16 protein-coding genes are annotated in these 17,767 nt (G+C 40.1%); 7 read left to right on the top strand and 9 right to left on the bottom strand.

Annotated features, from left to right (window positions below; genetic code table 11):
* Position 1: 1 nt before the first annotated feature.
* Genes tssL through tagH form a run of 4 tightly spaced genes read right to left on the bottom strand, consistent with a single transcriptional unit; the run spans position 2 to position 4,426 of the window.
* The gene (tssL, locus tag CWC02_RS14085) at positions 2–1,279 is read right to left on the bottom strand and encodes a type VI secretion system protein TssL, long form (RefSeq protein ID WP_138618872.1); all 1,278 of its coding nucleotides are present in this window, start codon (positions 1,277–1,279) and stop codon (positions 2–4) included.
* 15 nt (positions 1,280–1,294) lie between these two features.
* Positions 1,295–2,623, bottom strand: coding sequence for a type VI secretion system baseplate subunit TssK (tssK, locus tag CWC02_RS14080; RefSeq protein WP_138618870.1), 1,329 nt, complete (start codon positions 2,621–2,623; stop codon positions 1,295–1,297).
* A gap of 10 nt (positions 2,624–2,633) precedes the next feature.
* Positions 2,634–3,092, bottom strand: coding sequence for a type VI secretion system lipoprotein TssJ (gene tssJ / locus CWC02_RS14075; protein ID WP_138618868.1), 459 nt, complete (start codon positions 3,090–3,092; stop codon positions 2,634–2,636).
* 26 nt (positions 3,093–3,118) lie between these two features.
* Positions 3,119–4,426, bottom strand: coding sequence for a type VI secretion system-associated FHA domain protein TagH (tagH, locus tag CWC02_RS14070; RefSeq protein WP_138618866.1), 1,308 nt, complete (start codon positions 4,424–4,426; stop codon positions 3,119–3,121).
* A 259-nt stretch (positions 4,427–4,685) separates the two neighbouring features.
* Between tagH and CWC02_RS14065 the strand changes: the two genes are divergently transcribed.
* Positions 4,686–6,644: a serine/threonine-protein kinase gene (locus CWC02_RS14065; RefSeq protein WP_138618864.1), complete on the top strand. Its 1,959-nt coding sequence runs from the start codon at positions 4,686–4,688 to the stop codon at positions 6,642–6,644.
* Between the two features lie 116 nt (positions 6,645–6,760).
* Positions 6,761–7,105 (top strand): PEGA domain-containing protein, encoded by a 345-nt coding sequence (locus CWC02_RS14060; RefSeq protein WP_138618862.1) that lies wholly within the window; start codon positions 6,761–6,763, stop codon positions 7,103–7,105.
* A gap of 50 nt (positions 7,106–7,155) precedes the next feature.
* Here the strand turns inward: CWC02_RS14060 and CWC02_RS14055 are convergent, their stop codons facing one another.
* A complete protein-coding gene (locus CWC02_RS14055; protein ID WP_138618860.1) occupies positions 7,156–7,515 on the bottom strand; it encodes a DUF1294 domain-containing protein in 360 nt (119 codons plus the stop codon).
* Between the two features lie 52 nt (positions 7,516–7,567).
* Between CWC02_RS14055 and CWC02_RS14050 the strand changes: the two genes are divergently transcribed.
* Positions 7,568–8,092, top strand: coding sequence for a hypothetical protein (locus CWC02_RS14050; RefSeq protein WP_138618858.1), 525 nt, complete (start codon positions 7,568–7,570; stop codon positions 8,090–8,092).
* Between the two features lie 75 nt (positions 8,093–8,167).
* On the opposite strand, the gene CWC02_RS14045 is transcribed toward CWC02_RS14050, so the two are convergent.
* Positions 8,168–8,710 (bottom strand): carboxymuconolactone decarboxylase family protein, encoded by a 543-nt coding sequence (locus CWC02_RS14045; protein WP_054553610.1) that lies wholly within the window; start codon positions 8,708–8,710, stop codon positions 8,168–8,170.
* Between the two features lie 102 nt (positions 8,711–8,812).
* On the opposite strand from CWC02_RS14045, the gene CWC02_RS14040 reads away from it, so the two are divergent.
* Positions 8,813–9,394: a TetR/AcrR family transcriptional regulator gene (locus CWC02_RS14040; protein WP_138618856.1), complete on the top strand. Its 582-nt coding sequence runs from the start codon at positions 8,813–8,815 to the stop codon at positions 9,392–9,394.
* Positions 9,395–9,427: 33 nt separating this feature from the next.
* On the opposite strand, the gene CWC02_RS14035 is transcribed toward CWC02_RS14040, so the two are convergent.
* Together CWC02_RS14035 and CWC02_RS14030 are read right to left on the bottom strand one after the other, a co-directional pair.
* Positions 9,428–10,891, bottom strand: a complete 1,464-nt coding sequence (locus CWC02_RS14035) for a DUF3360 family protein (RefSeq protein WP_138618854.1) — start codon at positions 10,889–10,891, stop codon at positions 9,428–9,430.
* 487 nt (positions 10,892–11,378) lie between these two features.
* Positions 11,379–13,502 carry a methyl-accepting chemotaxis protein gene (locus tag CWC02_RS14030; RefSeq protein ID WP_054553606.1) on the bottom strand — a complete coding sequence of 708 codons (2,124 nt, stop codon included), beginning with the start codon at positions 13,500–13,502 and terminating at the stop codon, positions 11,379–11,381.
* 151 nt (positions 13,503–13,653) lie between these two features.
* Between CWC02_RS14030 and CWC02_RS14025 the strand changes: the two genes are divergently transcribed.
* Positions 13,654–15,387, top strand: coding sequence for a GMC family oxidoreductase (locus CWC02_RS14025; RefSeq protein WP_138618852.1), 1,734 nt, complete (start codon positions 13,654–13,656; stop codon positions 15,385–15,387).
* Between the two features lie 27 nt (positions 15,388–15,414).
* Here CWC02_RS14025 and CWC02_RS14020 read toward each other — a convergent pair whose 3' ends face one another.
* Entirely contained in the window at positions 15,415–15,843 is a 429-nt protein-coding gene (locus tag CWC02_RS14020; RefSeq protein WP_054553604.1) for an organic hydroperoxide resistance protein, read from the bottom strand.
* A 123-nt stretch (positions 15,844–15,966) separates the two neighbouring features.
* On the opposite strand from CWC02_RS14020, the gene CWC02_RS14015 reads away from it, so the two are divergent.
* Positions 15,967–16,398 carry a MarR family winged helix-turn-helix transcriptional regulator gene (locus CWC02_RS14015; RefSeq protein WP_054553603.1) on the top strand — a complete coding sequence of 144 codons (432 nt, stop codon included), beginning with the start codon at positions 15,967–15,969 and terminating at the stop codon, positions 16,396–16,398.
* Between the two features lie 255 nt (positions 16,399–16,653).
* Positions 16,654–17,667 carry a zinc-binding alcohol dehydrogenase family protein gene (locus tag CWC02_RS14010; protein WP_138618850.1) on the top strand — a complete coding sequence of 338 codons (1,014 nt, stop codon included), beginning with the start codon at positions 16,654–16,656 and terminating at the stop codon, positions 17,665–17,667.
* Positions 17,668–17,767 lie beyond the last annotated feature (100 nt).

Genomic DNA, 17,767 nt, shown 5'->3' with positions numbered 1-17,767 from the left:
ATTAAAAAAGTAAGTCGATTTCAATTCGGCGGTTTAATGCCTTATCTGAATTCGTATTGCTCACTAAAGGCTCTGCTGAACCTTTTCCTTCTGGCCATAACCTTCCCATTAAGCCTGTATTCTTAGCCATTGAGTTTGCTACTTGTGTAGCCCTAGCTAATGATAAATGCCAATTCGAAGGATACTGACTGGTACTTATTGGGCTATCGTCGGTGTGACCTGTGATTAAGATTTTGCCTTTTGTTCCTTCAAGGCTTAGCGCTAACTTCTCTAAAATTGGTTGGAAAGACGGCAAAAGTATCGCTTCGCCTGAGTTAAACAAACTCTCATTATTTATTGTTATTCTGATTCTATCTGTTTGTTGCTCAACACTGACTATACCGCGTTGTATTTCAGTGTGTAATAACTGGGTTAACAAGTCCAATTGCTTACTTTTATTGCCTTCAACTTGTGAAGATGACAAAGGATGAACTAACTTCAAATTTTCAGCTGTTGCGTCAACTTGCTCATTAAGGCGCATGTTGAAAAACAAATAAACCACAAGCGCAATTAAAGCAAGCACCGAAATTACAACCCAAAGTGGAATTTGATTTCTTAGCTCCATACCTGCTGCAACACGGCTTTTCCAGCTAGGTGCTAAAAATTGGCTATGTGGTCCATCTATTTGATTAAGAATGTGGTAAATTCTATTACGGTAATCTTCTAGCTTACTTTCCCCGCTGGCTTCAACTCGAAACTTACCTTTAAAACCTAAATTTAAGCAATGGTACTGTAGCTCTAAGAAGTTTCTGTTCATTTCTGGGTGTACTAAAGCATCATCAAGCAAAGTAAAAAAGTACTCACCACCAAATGTTTCTTTATGAAAAGTAGATAGCAAGCTCTCTTCAGCCCATTCCAGCGAACTCCATTTTGCATTTAATACAGCTTCATCGATAACAGCACATAGGCAATAACGTGCATTATTAATGACCGTAAGTTCAATAGACTTTGCACGTAGATTGGTTTCAAATCGCTTAATTGATTCAATAGCCCGATGCTTTAAAGCTGCTAAACTGTCAATTTGTGATGACTGATTAATAAAAATAATCAATGAAAAGCTGTCATTAGCTGCATCGAGTAATTCATTTTTAAAAATTGATACAGAACTAACATTCGCCTTTTCAGGTGAAGAGTGACTAAAAGAGACAACGGTTTTGTCACTCGAACCTTGTGATGCATCAGCATTTGATTTATCTCGGCTTAAACGGCCGGGACGTGGTTTGATTATTGTTTCATCCATTGAAACGCTTCCTTTTTAGCTTCTAATTGCCCAAAGAATTAAGTTTAAATCAGGGTAGTTGCCCGACAAATGAATAGCGATACCACCGCTTGATTTGAGTTTGCTCCAATGTTCACTGTTTTTATTGAGCTCAAAATAATGATACCCAGCATGGTAAGGCACTTGACGTGGAGCCGTAGGTAAGCCATTAATTGAGATCCCTGGCAATTGGTTATTTACTAAATCTCGGATCGACTCAACGCTACCAATCTTAATTTGCGAAGGTAATAGCTTTCTTAACTCTTCATGCGGAATACTCGCTTTAACTGCGAGTACAAATTGAGCAGAGTCAAGTATCGACTTATCTCTTAATGCACCAAATGAGATACCAAATTTGCTTTGTTCTAATTTAACTTCAGTGGCTGTTTGTTCAATCACCTGACTTAATGATTGATAGAGGAAGTTCACAACTTCTGCAAAAACAAACTGTAAATTTGTATGGTCATATTTAGGAAGTTGCGGTACCCGCTTGTTAACAGCACTAAAAGTTGCAAGTTCTCCTGCAAGCTCAATTAGTCGCGTGTAAAGCTCTCGCGGATGAACACGTGAATGCGTTAATAAGCTTTGAAAAACTGCATCATATTTATTAAGAGTTTGTAGCATCAGAAAATCGGCCACTGATGTACTACCTGCATACCCTTGGCACAGCCTCACTGCAATACTTTCAGCACGTTGCTTAATTAAGCCTGATACTTCTCTGACAAGCGCTGTTAAAGGCTTATTACTGCTAACATAGAGGCTTGGCGGAACATACTTAGAGTCAAGTTTAATTGCCCCTTCACTAGTCACTTCTGTAATTCTTGCAAGCGGCAGCAAGACATAACCTGATGTATCATCAGACATTAACATCAGTCTACTATGAAGCTTAGCAACTTGAATCATTTCTTGAGCTTGAGAGCCTAAACTGTCATCACTTACTGATAAATCTGCAACTCGGTAACGTGTCACCAATTCGTCGTCTTTAGAAGATAGATTAATGCCACTTCCTTTCAGAGCCGGTATTGCAAGGCATACTATTTCATCATAGGCACTTTTAGCTACAATCAAAGGCTCAGGAAGGTATTCATCGCCGGGCATCTGAATTGGGCATAAGTCTGCTGCAATAGCAGACAACTTATCAATGGCAAATTGGCCTGTTACAAGTAGCTCACTATTAATCTCAAGCTCTATTACTCCCCATGAATCAGGAACAGTGCCCCCTATAACTCTTCTAATTACACTAGAAACATGCTTATCTGCCTGTTGAAAGTGCTGAGGTCTTAAGAACATTCCTTCTGTCCATGCGACCCGCGTGTAATCACTCATGTTTATTCCTTTAATCTTTCATATATACAGCTAACGACTCAACATTTACGTCAATGTCATCATAGCCTGTTGGATCAACCTCTATTACCGCGCGCCAACGGGCTTTTTCAATATCTCTATAAGCGACTACAACACCAACAAAGCGAGTGTTTCTATTTAAATTCATTTTATATTCAATTGTTGAACCAGGCTGTAGCTCTAGCTCATCTTTTTTTAGAAGATCAGGCCCAAGTACTGCTTCAGGATTTTCATACAAACTAAAAAAATCTTGCGTATCGAAAATGGTGCGAGAGCTCAGTTCAAACACTTTGTAAACAACAGGTGAAGGACGATCAGAGATATCTGGATTCACATCTGAGGCCACTGAAATATTTAAATCAGTAGATGGGGGCACAAACTTATTTACTGTTGTACAGGCTGTTAAAAATACCCATAAAGCACCTACAAAGGTAAGCTTGAACTTCAACATTGCATTATTCCTTCATTGTAATACAGCTAATTTCCACCATTGTACGCCTTCAGAAAATCATCAGAAAATGCTAAAACGCCTTTAGCTTTAACATCATCTGTAATATCAGCATACAATTCGTTATATATACGCCAGCTAGAAGCACCACCATAAGCAGGCAATGAACTAAGCAACCCACCATTATTGCTTTGTGCTTTTATGCCATCGGGTGATAATTGTTCTAAAAGACCATTAAGTGCCCCTGTTGCACCTGCTAATAACCCTTGCTCGTGAAGTTTTGTATCAACAAAGCTTTCTTTAATTGCTTCATTTGCTGGCAAAAAACTTGCACTATTGCGAACAAAAAGATTCTGCATTACATCATCAATGGTTGCTGAAAACTTAAGTGGATTATTCTGTTCAACTTTAAACGTTGTGTGATTCAATTTAAGTTGATTCTTAATATTTGTTCGCTGGCGAATCAAATCCATCGAGCCTTCAAGGAAAAGCTTAAAGCATTCCCCCATACGCTGCCATGTGTCTTCATTTTGCAGCTCCGCTGATAGCTTTTCATTGACACTTAAGCCATTTAAAAATGAAGAGATTAACTTCGATGAGTTAGGAATTTGATTATCTTTTACAGGTGCGCTAACAGAGGCGTTATTTGCAGCAATTGCACTATTGCCATTATTAAACGGCTTACTATCGTTAACTGCTGGAGTGCTAATTACAGGCTCTTCTGCCGGTAATACAGGCACGCTATTTTCTTTTTCTTCTGCCGTAGCTGAAAGTTGTGCGAGTTCATCCCAATCCTCTGGAATGGGTTGACTCAGGCTTTGTTGTGAAAATATGTCGATATTATCACTCGGTGCTTCCGTAAAAGTAGGCGCTACTATTGCCTCTTCCAGCACATTTGAACTGTCATGAGCTACTTGTCGCTCAGCAGAGCCACTAAAATCTTCAGTTGAGCTCTTTAATTCAGGCTGTAATGGGTTAAATGAGTTGATTTGCGACTCAAAACCTTGTGGTTGATTAGCTTGCTGGATTGTAGATTCAATTTGATAGTCACCAATAGTGAAAACATCACCATCACTAAGGCGGTGCTTATTTTCTTTACCTAAAGGAGATACAGAAAAGTTTACAAATAGTCCATTGGTTGAGTAGTCATATACATAAAAGCCATCAGTTTCTTTTACGATTTTGCCATGACGGCCAGATATTACTTTTTCAGGATCAGGTAAATACCAATCACACTGTTCTGAACGACCAAAAGTTAATTCATTTTTTACTACTTTTTTCGCATCTATCTCAGGAGACAGCCTGTGATAACTGGTAACATTTAGAATCACTTCCATTTGATTGTTAGTCCCATAAATACAAACATTCTAATAGGATAAAATACTTCACGGAATAAAGTCAACGCGCAAAAATACCCAAATTTGAAATTTAAAATAATTTTAAAAAACAAAATAAAAGAACATAAAGTAGTACCCACTTAAAAACCAAACCTTAAGTACTATTTCATTAATATAAACTGAATGATTGCTTATTGGTGTATTTTTTGTAAAATATGCACCAGTCAAAAGGAGATTGATTTTATAAAAAGGAATTATAATGACTTCTGAAAACGATAAAACACGTATTGCCTCAATAAAAAATAAAAATGCAATACAAAAAGAAAGCAAGCTTCATCTAATTGGTAAAACACTCGCAAAACGCTATTTAATTGAAGAATTAATTGGCGAAGGTGGGATGGGTTATATTTACCGAGCACGAGACACCTATCTAAATACTAATTCAAATCAAGACGATATCGTCGCTATCAAAGTATTACATCCAGAGCTAGCTGACTCTGAAGATGCGTTATTGTTGTTGAAAGATGAGACTATTAAAACTCGCGCTCTCTCTCATCCTAACATTGTGAGAGTTTTTTCTGCTGCATCAAGTGACATGTACCATTTTGTAGTAATGGAATGGATTGAAGGTGAAACTCTTGAGCAATTAATTAAAAGAAATAAACCCAGTGGTTTATCTCAAAAAAGAGCTAAGCCTATCATAAATCAGCTAATCGATGCCCTTACTTATGCCCACTCTAAGGGAATAGTTCATAGTGATTTAAAGCCTTCAAACATAATTCTTGACTCACAAGGAAACTTAAAAATCTTGGATTTTGGAATTGCAAAGACAAATCTACATGAAGATAAATATGCAGCTCCAGCTAACGATGAACAACCTAATAGCAATGGATATACTCCTACTTATGCGAGTCCTGAGCAATTAAATGGAGGCAAACCTTCCGCCAAAGACGATGTATTTGCATTTGGCTGCCTCGTATTTGAGTTATTAACAAGCAAGCATCCGTACAATAGAGTCGCTGCAAATCAAGTAGCAAAAGATACAAGTGTCAAGAAACCAAGCAATTGCTCTATCAGTGTTTGGCTCAAACTCAAAAAATGCATTTCACTTGATGCTGCAAATCGTCCTAAATCATTGTCCGAAATTAGGTCCGAACTAAACAATAATAGAACCACTCTATTTATCCATGCAGCTTGCTACGCTTTACTTCTTGGCGGTGCTGGTTACCTTTACTTCTCTCAAAGTGATACACAGCAATTGATTGAAGCAAACTATCAGAACTCGCTCGCAAAAGTTGAACAACTTGAAACATGGATGGGTTGGTCTAGTGATGGCTTACCACAACGCCTAAATGAAATACCTCCACAATATAAAGTTTTAAAAGAAGGTCTTTTAGCTGTCCATCAAAATAAAATCGTAGAAAAATTTTCTCAGCAGGTTGAAGATTTACCACGAACTTCCATAAATACAAGAGCGTATGATGAAGCTATTCATATCTATGACGAAGCGAAAAAGGTCTACCCTGATTCTGAAACACTAAGTAATAAACTCGAAAGTTTACTTACTGAAAGGCAGTCGATCCTTTCTGATCTTAGCTATCGTCTGGATGTACTTTTATCGCAATCGAGGTATACCGAGAGCGGTGACAATAATATAGATAGCCTTGTATCTCAAATAAACATTATTGATTCTAGTTTTGTATACACACCCAACCAAGAACACATAGATAATTTCAAACTAGCTGTTTTAAGCTCGATTGAAAACGAGGATTTCGTTACACAGAAAAGGCTACTTGATGTAGGTGAATTAGTTTTTTCAAATACTTCAGAACTTGAGCCACTCGTTACTGCGTTGAGGAAAAAAGAGTCAGCCATGATCGCTTTAGCTGAATATAAGAAAAAAATCAGTGAGGGGATCACAGTCAGTTACCCTGACGATGACGCAAAGATTTTTTATCAAGAAAAGTTAGCAAAGTTTAGCTCTCAACTAGCTAATGTTTCAGACTATAAGCAGCTTATCGAATTTGATGAGTCATTTAGCAAAGAAGCAGAAATTTTCCCTGAGTCATTTGAGCCTATTTTAATGATCAAAGATCAGATAGCGACAACGTATATTTCTATGGCAAGCAGCTTAATGAAAGTAAAAATGTACCGAACGGCAGAGAAGCTAGTTGAACGCAGTGAAGAAATACGGAAGAGTCTAGAAAATACCCTCTAACTCAGTAACTTAAATAATCAAGCGTCAGAGAAGAGCAATTTTGCAAAGTTTTACTTTTGAAAACACCACTCTTCTTCTTTCACGTTTACTAAATAGTGTAATTAAATGGAGTAATTATGAAAAAATTAAGTCTGGCTTGTGCGTTAGTAATACTAGCGGGCTGCTCATCAACTACAGAAGTTTCACCGGAGCCAGAGCCAATTGTAGAGCCTGTAGCTGAAGTGGTAGAAGAAGTACCTGTAATTTCATTAACGGTAGTCACAACACCTGATGATGCGCGCGTTCGTATTATGAATATTAAACCTGTTTATGAAGATGGTATTGAACTTGATGAAGGTAAGTACGACATTGAAGTAACCAAGCCAGGTTACTTAACTTACCGCAAATGGGTTGTTGTTGATAAGAAAACAATTCTAACAATTGAACTTGATAGCATTGAATCAATTCAAGCTGCTCAATAAGAGGTTTTAACAAAAAAGGAAAGCTGTTGCTTTCCTTTTTTGATCTACTTTTAAATTAACTGAAAATAATACAGCGACCATATCGCACTACAATTAACAATAACTGTTAACCAGAGTACGGCAATAAAACTGCGTTTTTTAGATTTGTGTCTCAACCATTGCTGCGCAATGAATGAACCTGGCCAACCGCCGATTAACCCTAAAATATGCAGTGTACGCTCAGGTACTCTTATAACATGCTCGCCATGTTGCATTGCTAAACGTTTATCCCAGCCATACATCAAAAAGCTTATTAAGCTCGCTACACTGTAAGTGCCTGCAATAAAGTAGGTAATATTAAGTTGCCATGATGTCAGCCATAGCAGCGCTAAAAACAACAATGAAAATGTAATTAATGTTTTCTTAATCAACGAAGTATCACCTATACTGTGCAAAACAAATTAATTTTATCGGGGCGCTATTATGGCATACCTAAAATCACTTTTACTATCACTCTGCCTGTGTTCGCTTTCTGTTATGGCAGCAGAGCAACAACTTGATGACAAGCTAAAAGTGTTTGAACCATACTTAGGCACGTGGCAGTCAGACTTTAATGTCGCAGCAGGTAAACCTGCGGTGCAAGATGTGAGTACCTGGCAACGCGCGCTCAATGGCACGGCTATTAAAACCATTCACTCTATCAATGAAGGTGAATATGGTGGTGAGTCGATGATTTTTTGGGACAATAAAAAGCAGTCTTTGGTGTTTTATTACTTCACTACAGCTGGGTTTTACACCCAAGGCACTATGAATGTACTTAGCCCTACTCAGTTTGTTGCTTATGAAAATGTAACGGGTAATAAAGATGGGATCACTAAAGTCAAATCGACAAGCGAGTTTAAAGATAACAGCTTTGTAGTGTCGACCTCTTACCTTAAAAAAGGTCAATGGACAAAACCCGATACCCGAACTTACACCCGAAGCGAAAAAACGGTTAAGTTTAAGTAAGCTATACCCAAACCACCTCAAGATGCAGAAACTCGCACCTTGAGGTGGTTTGGGTATATAGCCGTGCTTTATTTATTACTTAATAAATTTTTTAAACGGCTGATCAACAGGCGTATCAGCTAAATGGTTCGTATAATTACTCATTACTTTTTGTGCTAAACCTAGAACAATTTCTAATAATTGCTGATTTCCATAACCCGCACTGTAAAACTCTTCTAACTCACTTTCGTCAATTACACCTCGGTTGCGCGTCATTGCTAAGGTTGTATTTCTTAAAGTTTCTAACTTGGGATCAGCAAGTGGAGTTTTATTAACTAACGCATCAACAATCTCTTGATCAACCTTCATACTCGCAGCGATTGCACTATGTGCAGGTACACAATAATGACAATTATGTTCAACATTAATTGTTTGCCAAACAACTGTCAGCTCTTGAGCATTAAACGATGTTTTTTGAAATAACTCATGAAGCACTTGGTAACCTTCAAGTAGTGTAGGTGCCTCTGCCATCACGGCATGTAAATTTGGCAACATACCAAAGGCTGATACTGAGTTATCGATAAGTGCTTTTGAGCCCTCTGGCGCGGTTTCTTTTGTGTAGAGTTCAAAGTTTTTCATGTTATCTCCTATCGTGTCTGACTAAGATTTATGATTAGCCTAGTTGTTTTTGAGCAGTTGTTCAAGTTAAAATTGAACAACTGCTCAATTTTGGTATTCGTCATGGTCAATAAAGTTAAATTCAATCGCGATGAAGTAATCACGAAGGCACAAATGCTATTTTGGAAAAAGGGTTTTTCTACAACATCTACCCGTGATCTCCAAACGGTCGTTGATATGCGCCCAGGCAGTATTTATTCAGCGTTTGGTTCAAAAGAAGGTTTATATTCAGAGTCTTTAAAAGTCTATGCTACGCAACTTAAGCTGTTGCTAGCGAGCCATATTGAGAATAGCGAAACAGTGCTTGATGGCTTACATGCATTTGTTGTTACGGTACTTGAAAGTGCTGAAGATGGATGTGAAGTATGTATGTTAATCAAAGCAAGTACAGAATTCGATCACACTCAGCCTAAACTTAAAACGTTAACCGATGACCTTTTGCAGCAGTTTGAACACGACTTATCGACTCTATTTGATATTGCACAACAGCGTGGTGAACTAGCCAACACTCATAGTCCGCTAGAATATGCTCGTTTATTTCAGATACAATTTACTGGCTTAAGAAGTTATTTACACAGGCCAATGTCGAAACCGATGACTGAGCAGCTTATTGGTATGATGTTCACACTTATAAAAAATTATTAAAGGGTAAGGCGTTTATCACCTTACCCTCACATATCAATGTCTAAAGTCTGACATTAAAGCCGGAATACCTGGCAGCATCCCCACTATTGCCATCACGCTTGTTAAGATAACAAACATCACTAATGGAATAATCCAGCGGCTCATTGGAGACAGCTCAGAGCTTCGCTCTTTACAACCAATTAAGCCCAAATTGTCGAGCAACATAGTTAATGACCAACCAAATGCAGGGTTCACTAAGGTCGAGGAAAACACCACAATAGCAGCTGATTGCGTAGTTTTACCTTCACGGGTCATTTCCATGCCAGCTTCAAGAAGTGGGATAAACACACCAACTATTAGCGCGACGCATAACACAGGTTGCCAAATAGCTAAATCCATTGGGTAGCCCCAAATACTGGCAATGATACAAAATAATGCTGTTAACACCGCTCCCGCAGGAATTGGGCGTTTAGCGATAGCTGCTGGCACGATGTAGGTTCCCCATGACGAGGTAAAGTTAGAGCCGCCTAACAATGAACCAAATGTCTGGCGGATTGAAGCACTAAACATGGTATCGTCAATGTTCATTTGTACTTTTTCAGTGCGTTCTGGGTAACTAATTTTTTGGAATACTTGATGTCCTAAAAAGTCAGGTGACCACATGGCAACCGCAAGCACCGCGAATGGCAAGACCACTACAAAGCTCTCTAGGGTTGGTAATCCCAGCATCCAACCGGTATTTTCACCCCACCAATACATTGGGTTCATATTTGGTAAACCCGGTGCTGTTTTAAACTCAAACGGCGCCCCTAGTAAAAATGCAATTAAACCGCCAAGCAAGCAACTTAATGGCACGGCTAACCAACGTTTTTTGTAGTGCTCAAGTAAGGCGTACAACACGATAGTCGATAAAATTACAATGAAAGCAATATGGGTCATATCAATGCCTTCAGCCCATGCAAACAGCTTTTTAACCTGTGAAATCGTACCAATAAAGCCAAGGTAAAGCAGTAAACCGCCACACACGCCTCGGCTGGTTAAACCCGCCAGTAAACTCCCGCCTTTACTAAGCGCCAGTAATAAGCCAAACGCCCCTATCAGTAAACCGAAGGCCATTGGGTGACCACCCGCTGCCACCACTATCGGGATCAAAGGAATAAGCGGCCCATGCGTACCCGCTAAGTTTGCTGTTGGTAAAAAGAAGCCCGAAAATAATAAAATGAAGATCGATACAATTAACAGCTCATAACGCACGTTTTCTAAAATAAAGCCTTCACCTAAGCCCAATGGCGCTGCAAATGTTGCAGCAATTGCACCCACCATGACCACCTTGCCTATGGTCCCTGCCATGGCAGGGATAGAGTCTTCTAATTCAAACCGATAGTCACGAAATGGTAAATTTGGACGCCAACGCTTAGGCTGCATAATTTGTAATTCGTGTTCAAGGTATTCGTCACGACTCGAAAATTCACTGCTGGGTTTATGAAGATCTTGATAGCTTTGTTGCTTCTTATTCATAAGTTCTCCTACTACCTATCTTGAAAAATTGTGTGAGTTTTTATTATGCAGTTAGGGTAAAGCAGCCTGACGTAAAACACGATTAGGCAAAAGGTAGGGTATGAATTTATAAAATAGGTGTTTTTAATAAACTGAGAGCATCCGAAAATAAATTTAATACATTGATATAAATAGCTTTATTTATAAAAAATGCTTTGAAAGAGTAAGCTAAAGGTTATTTTTCAAACACATTAACTATTAGTCTAATAAATTGTATGAATAGCAGACAATCAAGTTGTTAAGTCACAGAAGACAAGCGTCACGCTTGCTTGGCGCACGAAACACGTTTCACGCCTACGGCCAAGGTTTACTTTTGTGTGGTGATTAATCATTCATGACTAAAGTCATTCCTACGATAAATAGATACAAGATGCGAGCTTGTAGCAGCGATTTCACATCGCGTTTTTCTCGCATCTCTTATCTCGCAACTAGAACTTATAGCTCCTCTCTATTTCGTCTTTAACTTATTCAACTCATCATCTTGTTGTGCAACAAGTGCATTAAGAGTTTGGCTACCATCACCGGCTTGGGTAGATAGCTCAGCGAGTTGCGATGCGGCATCTGAAATTAACGTCAGGTTGCGGTTTATTTCTTCTGTGACCGAGCTTTGCTCTTCTGCAGCCGTTGCAATGTGGGTAATTTGTTGCGTGATTTCGTCTACTTTAACTACAACTTCGTGTAATGCATCAAATGCAACTGAGGTTTCATCTACCGCGGTCTGTGCACGCACAACACCTTGTTCAATAACCTTAGACGCATTACCTACTTCTAGCTGTAAGCTGTCAATTAAACCACTGATGTCATCGGTTGATGAACGAGTTTTTGAAGCAAGAGCCCTCACTTCATCAGCCACCACCGCAAAGCCACGACCTTGTTCACCAGCCCTTGCTGCTTCAATTGCCGCATTCAGTGCAAGTAAGTTTGTTTGCTCTGCAATCGTTCGGATCACGTCTAAAATTTGTGTAATGTCGTTACTGCGTGCCGCAACTTTTTCGACCGCTTGATTAGCCTCTTTAATTTCGTCCGACATGGTTTTAACTTGGGTAACCGCAGACGACAAGCTCGATTCACTGCTAACAACTAAACCATTTATTTCATCGGCTTGTTGCGCTGACTGCTCTGAGGCTCTTGCAACTTCAAGGGCTGTTGCGCTCATTTCGTTCATAGCGGTCACTACGCTCTCAATTTCTTGGAATTGAGCTTGAACGTTGTGCTTAGTATCAACGGCAACACTAGTCGCTAGGTGAGCCTGCTCTTTGGTTTGCGTTGATACATTCTTAAGCTCGCCAATTAAATCGCGCAATTTAGCAAGAAACGCATTAAAGCCAGTTGCTAATGCGATTAGCTCAGCGTGAGTATCAACATGTAAGGTCTGAGTTAAGTCACCTTCAGCACTAGCAAGGTTATCAACGCGCTTTTGAATCTGCTGTAATGGTGCCACAATTGTACGGATCACTAAGGTCATGATCACAAAGGCTGCACCAGCAATAATAATACCCGTCACCAAAATCAAACCGCCTAGTGTATTGGCATTTTCACTCATGCTATTTGCTAGCGCTTGAGGCCCTTCAAGGGCAAGCTCGGCGGGTACTTCAATCAGTAAGTTCCACTGTGTTTTTGCAAGCTTTATGGTAATTGGGTAGTTAACTAAATACTCATCACCGACTTTAAATACACCACTTTGCTTTTTCGCTTTTACGTAATTGTCTAAAGTGCTTTTAGCCACCGCCTCTTTTAACGGTCTGCCAAGCTTATCTTTGTAATGGCTGCTACCAACCACTAAATCGAGTGAGCTTAATAAAGTGACTCGGGCTTTGCCGTTATACAATTCTTTTGAGAGTTGCTCGGTCATGCTTTGAAATACAGGCAATGTTAAATCAACCCCGGCAACACCAATAAATTCGTTATCACGAAGAATGGGCACAGTTAAAGAGGTCATCATTTCAGAATAACCAGGGGTGATTTCGTATAAGTAGGGTTCCATAATACATGGCACTTTGGTGTCTTTTACACACAAGTACCACTCAGCTTCACGCTGACCAAATTCATTGAGCGTATCCACATATTTTTCAGCCGCATCGTCAACTGCCTGCTGTTCTATGCTGCCATCTCTATTACGAGTAAAGTAGATTTCTAAAGTACCTACACCAGCAACTGAGTGATCATAACCACTAATAAAATTAGCATCTCGGCCATCAAACGCATTTGCTTCAAATTGCGAATAAATAGATGAAAGAATAGTATTTTTTTGTAGCAAAGAGCGATTTAACTCAACCACCGCATCTCGAGTTAAGGTGCCTGCTGCATCGTGATCCCCTAAGATTGCTGCAAATGAGTAAGGTACTCGATAGGCTTCGTTTATGAAACCTGCAACTTGTTCACCATACGCTACGGCATTTGAGGCTAGCTTTTCTTCAACTTCGGCGACAATCAGCTTTTCTGATTGCGCAGCTAAATCTTGGTTACTGCTCGATAATTGCCACCATAAAACACTTGATAAAACAAAAACGGTTATGAAAATGCTTCCAACTGTAAGCCATAACAACTTTTTCGCTAACGCTAACTGCCGCATTGATTCTTCCTGCTACTATTATAAATCACCTTTAGTTTAGACCATTTGACTGGTTTCATTAGGATAAATATAAAAAAAGTATGATTTCTAATAATTAAAAAGTAAGTTAATAATCAGCTAAATTAATAATAAACACCAACAGGCGAAAACAATGCAGCAACACACATTTGATTTTGACCAAATTATTATAGGCTCGGGATTTGGTGGCTCTGTGAGTGCGCTTCGCCTAAGCGAAAAAGGTAACCGGGTTTTAGTACTTGAAAAAGGTCTTCGCCGCGAAGATAAAGAGTTTCCAAAGACCAACCTAGATATCAAAAACTATATGTGGCAGCCAGAAATTGGCCTTAAAGGCTGCATTCAATTTTCGTTTACCAGCAAAGTCGCAGTGTTACATGGCGTTGGTGTTGGCGGTGGCTCACAAATTTATGCCAATGTGCACCTTATTCCTGATGATGAAGTCTTTCAATCTCCTGCTTGGACACGGATAAAATCAGACTGGAAAGACAGCCTCATGCCCTACTATGGCCTTGCACAGCGCATGTTAGGTAGCGCCAAAAATACCTATACCAATGTTGCCGATCACACACTAAAAGACATTGCTGATCAGATGGGGCAAGGCGACTCATTCAAAACCGTGAACACCGGGGTGCTTTTTGCAAAACCCGGCGAAGCCTATAAAAAAGAGCTACCCGACCCATACTTTAGTGGCGATGGTCCGAGGCGAAATACCTGCCATTACTGTGGTAGCTGCATGATTGGTTGCCGCCATAATGCCAAAAATACTTTAATGAAAAATTATCTGTACTTTGCAGAACGCAACGGTGTAGAGATAAGACCTAGCTCTGAAGTAATCAAAATCATCCCGCTTAATGCAGATGGCAGCGCCGGATACAAAATTAAAATTAAAGATACCAGCCATCGCAATAGCCATATTTATACGCTGACAACACGGGGCGTCGTGCTAAGCGCAGGGGTCATGGGCACTGTGCCTTTGCTTTTAAAAATGCGCGATAAAGACAAAACACTGCCCAATATTTCAGCTTGGCTAGGCCAGCAAATTCGCACTAACTCAGAAACCCTCACCACCGCGAACAATACCACTAAAAAAGTTGATGATGGCGTTGCGATCAGCTCATTTATTTCGGTCGACAAAGACACCAACATTGAAATTTGCCGGTTTAGAGAAGGCGCTGATGGCACATGGCTATATTTACCTTACGTTCCTATGGTGACAGGCAAAGGCCTCAAGCGTATTGCTAAGTTTTTAGTGAATACACTGCGCCATCCAATAAAAACAGCTAAAGTATTGCGGCCAAAAGGCAAAGCCCGCAGCTCAATTGTATTTTTGGTGATGCAAAAATCCGAGGCGTTTATTCACCTTGAATGGCGACGTAAATGGTATCGATTATTTAAAAACAGCATTACTGCGGTGCAAAAAGACAATGACACGCCGCTTAGCGTCAGTTTTCCAAAAGCAGAAGAAGCAACCAAACTCTACGCCGAAAAACTCGGTGGCGTGCCAGGCTCTGCCTTAACTGAAGTGCTCTTTGGTGCCCCAATGACGGCGCATATAATGAGTGGAGTCGCCATGGGCACTGATGCCTCTAACGGCGTTGTTGATAGCTCAGGTGAAGTGTTCGGCTATCAAAACCTACGTGTTATTGACGGCTCAATCATACCCGGAAATTTAGGGGTAAACCCATCATTAACCATTACCGCATTGTCGGAATACGCAATGAGCCAAATACCGGTATTCGATGCAGCCCGAGCAAGTAAGATAAAATCAATACAATTTAGTGAACCACGCGAAGGTCTAGTATCAGCACTTACTGGTTCAGGCGATTTAGCAAAATCGATTGCTGAAAAACAAAAAAGCCGTGCATAAAGCACGGCCTATTTTGGTAAATAGCGATTAGATCACTGATAACTCTACAGCAATGTTACCGCGTGTTGCGTTTGAGTATGGGCATACTTCGTGCGCTTTATTAACCAGTGCAAGAGCGGTGTCTTTATCAAGATCACCTACCGATACCGCAAGCTTAACAGCAATACCAAAACCACCTTCAATAGGACCAATAGATACTTCAGAGTTAATGTGGGTATCTGCTGGTAATTTAATTTTTGCTTGGCCTGCCACTAACTTTAATGCGCCAATAAAACAAGCCGCGTAACCAGCTGCAAATAACTGCTCAGGGTTTGTACCTTGACCATCATCACCACCTAACCCTTTAGGAGTTGATAGTGCCACATCTAAACGACCATCGTCTGATTTTGCTGTGCCTTCACGGCCACCTGTTGCTGTTGCTTTTGCTGTGTATGCGACGCTTTGTAGTTCTTTCATGATTACTCTCCTAATTGAGTGAAAATATATTTTGCATGCAAAATATATTAGATCAGCTTTTTCGGGATTGCAAATACTTTGCATGCAAATTAAAATACTCGTGTTGAATTTTGAGGATCGTGCATGAAATACCCACAACTAAAATTAGATAACCAGCTATGCCACCGCTTGTATATGGCATCGAATGGGATTGCCCGTGCGTATCGAGATTCTCTCAATCAATTAGATTTAACCTACCCACAGTACGTAGTTATGATGGCGCTGTGGGAAAAAGATCAGATCAGTATTGCTGAGTTACTTGAAAAAACCGCCATAGATGGCGGTGCGATGACGCAAATTTTGAAAAAAATGAGCGATAAAGCATTGTTGTCAATCACTAAGGATAGCCATGATAAACGCAAACGACTCGTGCAGCTCGAAGCCAAAGGCAAGGCGATGCAAGATCAAGCCGCTGAGATACCGTCGCAAATTCGTTGTCGCTTCCCGAGCATTAACGAACAACAAGCACTGCAACTAATTGAATTACTCGATTTAGTAAATAGTGACCTTAATTAACAAAAATTATTTGAAAGTGAATTTGGATAATACCAGCTTGCTTAATAAAGTGGGCTTTTTGAGGCAAGAAAACCTCGTTGATAACAAGGCAAAAATTTCGTTATTTAGTTGTTCTAAATGAGAAATTTTTAACGCTGGTAGCGACAGGTTTGCTCCCTCAAAATGATTACGTATTATTGCGAGCTGGTATCTAAACCCTTTTTAATATAATTCTATACGCTATAGTGTTTAAAACTCATCAATACGGACACCATCATGAAAGCATTTGGATACACTACAGCAACCCCAACGTTGTCGGACTCATCACTACAAGCGATTGAATTAGCTGATCCCGTTGCGACAGGTCACGACATTCTTGTCGCCGTAAAAGCAATTTCAGTAAACCCTGTAGATACTAAAATTCGCGCTAACGTTTCACCAGACAATGGCTACAAAGTTATTGGCTGGGACGCCGTGGGGACGGTTAAAGCTGTTGGCGACAAAGTATCGTTATTTAATGTCGGTGACCGTGTGTTTTATGCTGGCGACTTAACGCGCCAAGGCAGTAATGCTGAGCTGCAACTTGTTGATGAACGCATTGTCGGTCTTGCACCAACAAGCCTGAGTAATAATGAAGCAGCAGCCCTGCCCTTAACAAGTATTACGGCATGGGAGCTATTGTTTGACCGCTTACAGATTGAAAAATCTAAGAACAATAAGCCAGCCTCTGTATTAGTAATAGGTGCTGCAGGTGGTGTAGGCTCAATTTTAGTGCAGCTTGCCAAACAGCTTACCAATTTAACCGTTGTTGGTACCGCCGCACGAGAAGAAAGCGCCAACTGGCTTAAAGGTTTAGGTGTTGATCATGTGCTTGATCATAGCAAAAACCTTAACGAGCAACGTCTTGCGGCCGACCTGAATGAATTTGATTACGTAGTGAGCTTAACGCACACCGACCAACATCTTGATAGCATTATGGAAGTGATCAAGCCACAAGGTAAATTAGCACTGATCGACGACCCTGCAAGCTTTGATATTTTAAAGTTAAAGCGTAAGAGTATTTCGTTGCATTGGGAGTTTATGTATACCCGCTCAATGTTCCAAACCGAGGATATGATTGCCCAGCATCAGCTTCTATCAGAGCTCGCGACCTTAGTTGATAACGGCACAATTAAAACAACATTAGGTGAGCATTTAGGTAAGATAAACGTAGCAAACCTTATTAAAGCCCATGGGATTTTAGAATCTCACAAAGCTCGTGGAAAGCTTGTATTGGAGGGGTTTGAGTAACGAGGTACGAAAAACGAGGTACGAGCATGTAGCTGCGATTTCACATCGCGTTTTATTCTCGTATCGCACCGACCTCACCCATGTCGCGGAATAAATCTGC

This window comes from Pseudoalteromonas sp. S2721, assembly GCF_005887425.1.
Taxonomy (GTDB): Bacteria; Pseudomonadota; Gammaproteobacteria; order Enterobacterales; family Alteromonadaceae; genus Pseudoalteromonas; species Pseudoalteromonas simplex.
This window is presented reverse-complemented; position numbering and strand designations above follow the sequence as displayed.